6 protein-coding genes and 1 pseudogene are annotated in these 8,468 nt (G+C 66.7%); 1 reads left to right on the top strand and 6 read right to left on the bottom strand.

The features are described 5' to 3' along the window. Window positions 1-350 precede the first annotated feature (350 nt). The 6 genes from GD1_RS05385 to GD1_RS05360 all read right to left on the bottom strand — a co-directional run bounded on the left by GD1_RS05385 (window position 351) and on the right by GD1_RS05360 (window position 7,582). Complete coding sequence (locus tag GD1_RS05385; RefSeq protein WP_059036163.1) at window positions 351-1,775, bottom strand: GH1 family beta-glucosidase; 1,425 nt, start codon at window positions 1,773-1,775, stop codon at window positions 351-353. Window positions 1,776-1,804: 29 nt separating this feature from the next. After that, window positions 1,805-3,148, bottom strand: a complete 1,344-nt coding sequence (locus GD1_RS05380; RefSeq protein WP_244882535.1) for an MFS transporter — start codon at window positions 3,146-3,148, stop codon at window positions 1,805-1,807. Further along, a complete protein-coding gene (locus GD1_RS05375) occupies window positions 3,141-4,766 on the bottom strand; it encodes a hypothetical protein (protein ID WP_083533877.1) in 1,626 nt (541 codons plus the stop codon). Before GD1_RS05375 ends, GD1_RS05380 begins: the two co-directional genes overlap by 8 nt. Window positions 4,767-4,902: 136 nt before the next feature. Continuing rightward, window positions 4,903-6,186: an aminotransferase class III-fold pyridoxal phosphate-dependent enzyme gene (locus GD1_RS05370; RefSeq protein WP_244882533.1), complete on the bottom strand. Its 1,284-nt coding sequence runs from the start codon at window positions 6,184-6,186 to the stop codon at window positions 4,903-4,905. Window positions 6,187-6,190: 4 nt separating this feature from the next. After that, window positions 6,191-6,949 carry a hypothetical protein gene (locus GD1_RS05365; protein WP_244882531.1) on the bottom strand — a complete coding sequence of 253 codons (759 nt, stop codon included), beginning with the start codon at window positions 6,947-6,949 and terminating at the stop codon, window positions 6,191-6,193. Between the two features lie 24 nt (window positions 6,950-6,973). Further along, the gene (locus GD1_RS05360) at window positions 6,974-7,582 is read right to left on the bottom strand and encodes a TetR/AcrR family transcriptional regulator (RefSeq protein WP_059036156.1); all 609 of its coding nucleotides are present in this window, start codon (window positions 7,580-7,582) and stop codon (window positions 6,974-6,976) included. Window positions 7,583-7,843: 261 nt separating this feature from the next. Here GD1_RS05360 and GD1_RS05355 point away from each other — a divergent pair. Further along, window positions 7,844-8,468, top strand: a pseudogene (locus GD1_RS05355) (hypothetical protein); the annotation flags it as partial.

Below are 8,468 nucleotides of genomic sequence, written 5' to 3'. Positions count from 1 at the left end.
GGACCGAGCATCGCGAGGACCCGTGTCGAAATCTCCGCAGCTTGGGTTGGGTGGTGAGCATGTCGGGGGTGGTTGCGTTGGCGACGTCGGCTGTCTGAGGTTTCGACTCGTCTCGTCGCTGCGCTCCTCGTCGGCTCAACCACGAACTGGGCGTTGCTGATTGAGTCGCGTCTTCTTTGCTGATTGAGCCGGGACCGAGCATCGCGAGGACCCGTGTCGAAATCTCCGCAGCTTGGGTTGGGTGGTGACCACGTCGGACGTGGTTGCGCAGGCGATGTCGGCTCAACCATCATCTGCCGGTGGATGATCGAGCAGCGCATCCGTTGTCGAGCGGGTCGCGGGACCTCCGCCTATCGATGGGCGCCGTGGACGGTTTCGCTCGCGCGATGATGTGTGGCGATGACGTCGCGATACCAGAACCAGGAATCCTTACGGGTCCGGTGTCCGGTGGCGAAGTCGACGTGGATCAGGCCGAAGCGCTCCTGGTATCCGGCAGCCCACTCGAAGTTGTCGAGCGCAGACCACACGTAGTAGCCACGTACATCGACTCCTGCCTCGATGGCGTCGCCGACAGCGTCGAGGTGTCGCCGCAGGTAGTCCACCCGGGCGGGGTCGGCGACGCGGCCGTCGACGGGATCGGGGTCGTGGTAGGAAGCGCCGTTCTCGGTCACCACCACCGGCGGGAGGTTCGGGTATCGCCGATCAAGGGTGACCAGGATGTCGGTGAGACCCGACGGGATCACCGACCAGCCGAAGTCGGTCTTCTCGACACCCTCGAACGGCACCGGCGAGAACGGCATCCCGGCTGGGATGTCGACCTCGAGAACGCCGCTGTAGTCCTTGTCCGGGCGTGGCGCCTCGATCTTCGTCGGCTCGTAGTAGTTCACGCCGTAGAAGTCGAGCGGCGCCGAGATGACCGCAAGGTCTGCGGCGAGTGCGTCCTCGTCGAGACCTGTCGTGGCCGTGACCAGTGCGGTGATCTCGGGCACCGGGTAGCGGCCGAGAAGGATGGGATCGGAGAAGGTCCAGTTGGTGAGGATCTCGAATGCCTCGGCGGCCTCGATGTCGTCGGTGGTGGTGCTCGCGGCCTCGACCGGGAAGTGCTGGCTGACCACACCCACCCGGAAATCACCTGCCGCACGAAGACACTGCACGGCCAGCCCGTGCGCCAGGAGCTGATGGTGGGCCGCGGGGAGCGCACCGAGTCCGAGGCCGGCCGCGGGCGCATGGTCGGTCAATGCATACCCATACAGGGCATGGACATTCATCTCGTTGAGGGTCAGCCAGTCCTTGACCCGGTCGCCGAGGCGCGCCACCACCACGTCCACATAGTCGGCGAGCGCGTGCGCGGTGTCCTGATTCATCCATCCACCACGGTCCTGCAGTGCGACCGGCAGATCCCAGTGATACAGCGTGGGAACGGGACGGATTCCGGCAGAAAGGGTCTCGTCGACGAGTCGGTCGTAGAAGTCCAGACCTGCGACGTTGATCTCGCCGGTGCCCTGCGGGATGATCCGCGGCCAGGAGATCGAGAACCTGTAGTCGTCGATGCCGAGCTCACCGAGCAAGGCGACGTCTTCGCGGTAGCGGTGATAGTGGTCGGCGGCCACCGCAGGGGTGTCGCCGTGGCGAATCCGTCCGGGTTCGGCGGCGAAGACATCCCAGATACTCACGCCACGTCCGTCTTCGGTTGCCGCGCCCTCGATCTGGATGGCAGCGGTCGACGCACCGAACCGGAATCCGGCCGGCAGTGCACGCTGAACGGGGTCGGTCATGGCAGTTCTCACTCCTCGAAATCGTTGGCTCACCGGATCACGGTGATCCGTCGGACACACACAACAGCGATCAAGGCCGCCACGACCCCCAGGCCGTAGAAGCCCGGATAGCCCAACGCGCTGGTCACCACCGGCGCAGCGATCAGCGGGGCGAGAACCTGCGGCAACGAACTGGCGATGTTGGCGACACCGAGCATCGTGGCGGCCGACTCGTCGTCGGGGAGGGTGGCGGTGACTATGGCGATGTCGACTGCCAGATACAGGCCCCACCCGACACCCACCAGGACGGCGGCGACGACGGTCGTGGACCACGTGGCGAATCCGCCCAGCACGGCCGTGCCGAGACCGACCCCGACCGCACCGGCGATCACAAAGGACCGACGACGTGCGATGCGATCCGACCAGATACCGCCGACGGCCGCCGCAGCCGCGCTGAGCAGGACATTGACCACGGTGACGAGCAGCACCTGGCCCGCGGGGTCGGCGATCCCCACCTCGTCGGAGAGGTAGTAGAAGAGATAGAGCATGACGATGGCGTTGACCGTGTTCATGGCACAGCGCATCGCCCACGCCCACGCGAAGTCCCGGGTCAGGCGGAACGTCCAGCCGCCGGTAGACGACGGTCCGCGCGCCGATTCGGTACGAGGATTGCCGAGCTGCACGACGATCACCGCCGAGATCAGCGTCGGGGCGGCCACCGCGAGCGCCACATAGCCCAGCGGACCCGGTCCCACGACCGTCGCGGCGACCGTGCCGAGGACCACGCCCACGATCTGGCCGACCCCGAACATCGAACCCACCAGACCGCGTTTGTCTTCGGGGACCTGGTCGGCGATCAATGCGGTGAAGGCGGCGAACGGGCCGTTGAAACCGGCTTGCACCAACGCCCATCCGGCCACCATCGCCGCCAGACCGTGCGCCGAGGACAGGACGAGCAGACCCGCGACGCCCACCACGGTGCCGGCGACGGCCACCGGGATGCGGCGTCCCCACCGCGATCGGGTGCGGTCGGAGAACAGACCGCACAACGGATTGGCGATCATCGACACCAGGGCACCCACGCCGGTCACGGTGGCGAGCAGGGACTCCTTGCCGATGCCGGCGTCGTCGGCGATGACGCGGGACTGCTCGGGCAGCAGGATCTGCAGCGGCCCGAACCACGCTGCGAAGATGCCGATGATCCCCAACATGAGGGCGACGATCCACATCCGGCTCACCCCAGCAGGATTGGGCGACACCGCAGGATTGGACGACACCGCGGGATTCGACGACCCGCCGGGTTTCGGGGTGGCACCGGGAGTCGATGCGGCCGGAGGATTGCCGGGGTCGGTGGGTGTGGTTCCCGCCGGCGAGGGATCGCGGGGGTCAGTCACGCCGGACCGACTCCCACATGCGGACATAGCCTTCCGCCCCCGACATCAACTGGGCCCGTAGTCGGGGAGCATCGGAACCCGCCGCCTGCAACAGATCTGCATACCAGTCCGCGTAGAGGCCGTACTGCGCGACGCCGTCACGATTCAGGTCGTACGTCCGGGTTCCGAGCACGGCCTTGTCCATGGTGACCCCGTTGATCGCGGTGAACGGATACCGCAGCGGGTCGGAGCTCGCGTCGAGGCGGGCCGGCGCCTGGGGTGCCAGCCCGTTGACGTCGGACCCGTATCCGTAGCCGCGGACGGTCAGCCCGGCCGAGTCCGCACGCCATTCGGAGAGGAAGTCGGGCTCGCCGGTACCCGTGTCGCCGGCCGCATAGGCATAGGTGGCGGCGAACCCCGACAGCGCGAGGACATCCCGCGCGATCTGCCGATCCGACCAGGTGTGTGCGGTGAGGATGCCCGCATAGTGGCGGCGTTTGGCGATGTCGAGGACATCGCGTGCCGTGCGTACGCTCATGTGGTCGATGTTGAGGAGCATGCCCCGGTCCATCGCCGATTCCACCGCGTGCCGGCCCAGATCGGTCAGGCCGCGGATGTTGCAGATCGGCCCGGCCGGATACACCGGCAGGGTGGTCCCGGCGGGCAGGTCGACGCGGGCCTCGCGCAGGAGGCGTTCGAGACCGTCGTCGGCGATCGGCTGCGGGTGGTCGGCCTCCCCGCCGGTACAGGAACGTGCCTGCCACCAGTGTCCGGTGGCGATCAGATTGCCCACATTGAGTGCGGCGCCGGTGGTCCCGGGATCGAAACGCGTTCCACCGAGGGCATTGTCGAACTTGTGGACCAGAAAGACATTGCTGACGCCGAGCCGACGCAGTTCGTCGAGGCCCGAGTCGATCTGGGCCGCAGTGCATCCGGGGCGTCCCTGCCATTCCGAACAGCCGAGGATCTCCGAGGACTCCACGCCGACCGACACCGCGAGTTTGCCCGCCGCCGCGACCGCCCGGGCCTGGGCCGGTGAGGTCACGATGCGGAACCACCCCTTGCCTGGGCCCCCGCTGCGAGAGTCGATGTAGGACTGCATCTGGTGCAGTTGCGTGGCCTGCGCCCGGATCTGCGATGTCTCGTCACACGGCCCGGTTCGCTGCGGATACAGCTCGCAGATCACGCGATTGGCCACCAACAGCGTGTTGATCATCCGCAATCCGCCGCGCCAGGCCCGTTCGATCCCGGTGTAGTACGCCTGCTCGTGCAGGAGGGTGTTGTGCCGGGGCCAGTCGGCCATCGTCGGCCAGCCGGCGGTCCCCGCCGTGGGATCGGACCCGCCGACGATGGTCTCGAGCAGTGCCCCGACTCCCAGCCGCGCGTGTGCGGGACAGCCGGCCAACGCGACCTGCGGGCCGGCCTGGTCGAAGGGGCGGCCACAGTGCAGCGATCCGCCGAACGCCGCCGAAGCGTTGAGGTGGGCGTGCGCATCGACGAGGCCCACGATGGGCCGTCCACCGGCGTCGGGCGGCACCGCAGGGGAGTGGGCGGTGTCGGCGGTGGCGGGCACGACACCGATGGTGACGGCCAGGCACACCCCGACGAGGGCGATCAGGGCGGGCCGGATGGGACGCATCAGAGCAGGCCTCCGGTGACGTTGTCGGACAGGACGACTCCCGACCGTACGGGTAACCGGGCGCCAGTGGTCGGGATTGGCATGAGCTGTCCCGACCCGGAGCCGACACGGCGCGCCGGCCCGGGCGGCGCAGCGGTCATGGTCGCTCCAGTGCGGCGAAGGCGGCGTCGGCGATCTCCAGGGTCCGTGCGATGTCGGCGGAGGTGAGTGCGGCGTTGATGAAGTGGTTGTGATGGGAGGTCAGGAACACTCCTCGCCGGACGCGTTCGGCGATCCAGCGTTGATGGAGGTCGAGTGAATCGTCGTCGGCCAGACGCAGATAGAACAGTGCCGGTTCCCCCGACACGACCAGCCGGTGTCCATGAGTGGCGGCCACCTCGACCAGCCCGTCGGTCAGCTCGGTGCCGAGCCGGCGGAACAGCGCCGGTGCGTCGATCTCGGCCAGCCGGGTGATCGTCGCGATACCGGCCGCGAACGGGACGGCGCTCATCCAGTAGCTGCCCGTGTAGGTGATGGACGAGACGGGCTCCCGTAGTGCTTCGACACCGCACAGCGCAGACACGTTGTAGCCGTTGGCCAGAGCCTTGCAGAAGGTGATCAGATCGGCCTTGAACCCGTAGTGGTGGTCGGAGCCCGCCAGATCCAATCGCCATCCGGCCCGCACGTCGTCGACGATCAGCACGATCCCGTACTCGTCACACAACCGGCGGACCTGTTTCCAGTACCCCTCGACCGGGAGTTCGTTGTCGTAGAAGTTGCCGTGCTTGTACGGCTGGGCGATGAGTGCGGCGATCTCACCGCGATGCGCGGCGAAGATCCGCCGGAGATCGGCGATGTCATTCCACCGCGCCTCGATGTTGCCCAGGACGTCCTGCTCGAGAACGCCTGGGTAGTCCAGCTTCTGGGCCCATGGGTCCACCCCGTGGTAGTAACCCTCGAAGAAGACGATGCGCTGGCGGCCGGTGGCGGCGCGGGCGGTCATCACGGCCAATGTGGTGACGTCGCCGCCGTTCTTGGCGAAGAACGCCCAGTCCGCGCAGGCCACGGTGTCGGTGAGCAGTTCGGCGAATTCGACCATCGTCGACCCGGGAATGGAGACGACGTCTTCTCGGCGTGCCTGCCGCTGAGCGGCTTCGGCGACGATCGGGTCGTTGTAGCCCAACACATTCGGCCCGTACCCGCACATGTAGTCGATGAACTCGTTGCCGTCGAGGTCCCAGAATCGGGTGCCCTCGGCCCGCGCGGAGAACAGCGGATAGGCATCGCGTGGGATGTAGCAGCCCTCGCTGGGACCGAGGTGGCCGTAGATGCCCCCGGGGATCACCTGCACCGCACGGTCGAACATGGCGTTGCTCTTGTCATAGGTGTAGACGGGGCTCGTGGCCTTCGGTCCGGTGCCCGTCTGCTCGGTGTTCGTCACGGTGTCACGCCTTCAGATAGGCCCCGACGCGGTCGAGGATTCGGTTCGTGTTGTCGACGAGTGGGATGAAGCCGCTCATCGCGATACGTCCGTCACAGACGCAGGCCAGTGCACTGTCGCGCCCGGCCAGGACGTCGCCGACGGTGGCGAGATCGGCGAAGCGAAGGCGTGCGCGCGGCGGCCCGTCGATGTCGTCGACCACGCGGACACGGTGTGCGTCCACCTGCAGGCGGATGCGTATGTCGTCGCCTGCCTCCACGTCGAGGGTCCCGTCGGGCATGTGTGCCGCCGAGAACCTGCCGCTGCGATCCTCGTTGGCGACCACCGCCACGGCCAGCATGGCCACGACGAGGGTGAGACGTGTGCTGGCAGCGGAGAACTCCGGATCGGACAGGTCTTCCGCGGACGGCTTGAGGTACTTCTCGAGGAGTTCGCACAGCGGGGTGAACACGGAGGTGAGAAAGCGTAGGCCGACCGGCCCGGTCACCGGGATCGGCATCGCCCGACCGGCGAGGGTCGCGGCGAAATGGGTGGGGGAGGCGAACAGCAGTTGCGGGCCGCGTCCGGGGTCGTCGACCCGCACCACCGAGGTGGGGCCGAATCGGTAGGAGACAGTGGGACCCCGTCGCACCCGCACCGTCAGTGTGATCTCGTCGCCGACGCGGCGGAGCATCTCGGCAGCCTCCGGCGCGATCTCGGCCAGTGCCGGTAGGGCACCGAGTACCGCGTACGCATTGACCTGTGCCAGAACTGTTTCGTCCACGCCGAGCAGCATCGGAGATCTCTTTCAGGTTGGGGTCGCGGCGAGGGCCGCGAACGAGTCGGCGAAGATCGTGGCACTGCGTCGGGCCGCGGCGGTGTCCCGGTCGGCCAGCCATGACACGGTGAAGCCGTCGAGCCAGGTGACGAGGTATCTGGCCAGGTCGTCGGTGGAGTGCAGCCATCGGATGCCTGCCTCGTCGGCGACGTGCTCGAGAGTCTGCGCCGCGGCGGCTCGGTAGGTGGCCCATTGATCGGCGACGGCGTCCGGGTCGTGGCGCATCGCATGGATCGCGACCTCGAGCAGCACGAGCTCACGCTCGGGGAGGGTCGTGAGGTTGTCCAGGTAGCCGTTCATCGCGGCCTCGACCAACTGGTGCAGATCCACCGTTCCGACGCTGCTCGCGATCTGGGTGCCGAGTAGCGCACTGATCCGTTCCTGGTCGGTGATGTGCACGATGACCGCCTTCATCAATGCATCGCGCGATCCGAAGACATAGTGCAGGGCGCCGAGTGGCATCTGAGCTTCGGCGGCGATCACACGGGTACTCGCCGCCGCGATACCATCGCGTGCGATCACTCGTATGGTTGCCTGTATCAACCGATCTCGACGCTCTTCGAAAGCGATCCGGGCCATCAGTCACCGGTCCTGTGCATCGACGCACGGGCGATGACCATCGGTCCCCACACCCACCCCCGGACGATGTGCATCGTCAGCCCTCCGTTTTTGGTCACTCGACCAACGGATCACAGTTAAACCGCGAATGTGCGTGGTGCGCAACCCCCGATCCGATACGTAACAGCGGTGAAACGATGGCTACGAAAGTTCTGTCGAACTGGCGGTGCACATCAGCCCCGTTGGTGAACAGCTGTCACAGCTCTATCGAGATATCCAAAGATGCTGAAAATATGGGCCATTCGAGTACCTATCGCCAGTATGTTCGTTACAATGGTGCGCATGCAGGGGGAGCTGGAGACCATTCTCGACGCACTCATCGATTGTCGTTTCGACGACGATCCGACCGGGCCGGCTGTACTCACGGACATGCGGACACTGGTCACCATCAGGAATGTTGTCGACGCGTTGACCGCGGCGGGAGCTGGGCATTTGGATCGGCTGGGGGTTGCGCAGCGGCATGGTCACAAACCGATCGCGTTGCTGATCGAGATGGGGTACGCGCCCGCCGTTGCTGCGCGGATGCAGCGGATCGGCACCTCGGCGGTGGTGGAACGCACGTCGAAACATGCTGCCGACGGGGCGATCTCGGGTGAACATGTGGATGCGATCGTGCGCGGGTTGAACCAGATCGGCTTGCGTGCCGGGGAGGCTCCGACTGCCGAGTCCTGGGCTGAGTTCGAGGGTGATCTGTTGGCGCAGGTGTTGTCGGGGGCGAAACCTGCTGAGGTGATGGCCCGGGCGCATCAGCTGGGGGACCATCATGCTGATGACACCGAGGGTGGACGTCCGGCGAAAGAGGACCGCAACTTGAATGCCCTGGATATCGGGCGGACCGATGATGGGC

It is taken from the genome of Gordonia desulfuricans NBRC 100010, from assembly GCF_001485495.1.
GTDB classification, from domain to species: domain Bacteria; phylum Actinomycetota; class Actinomycetes; order Mycobacteriales; family Mycobacteriaceae; genus Gordonia; species Gordonia desulfuricans.
Note: the sequence above shows the minus strand (reverse complement) of the source record. Positions and strands in the feature narration are given on the sequence as shown.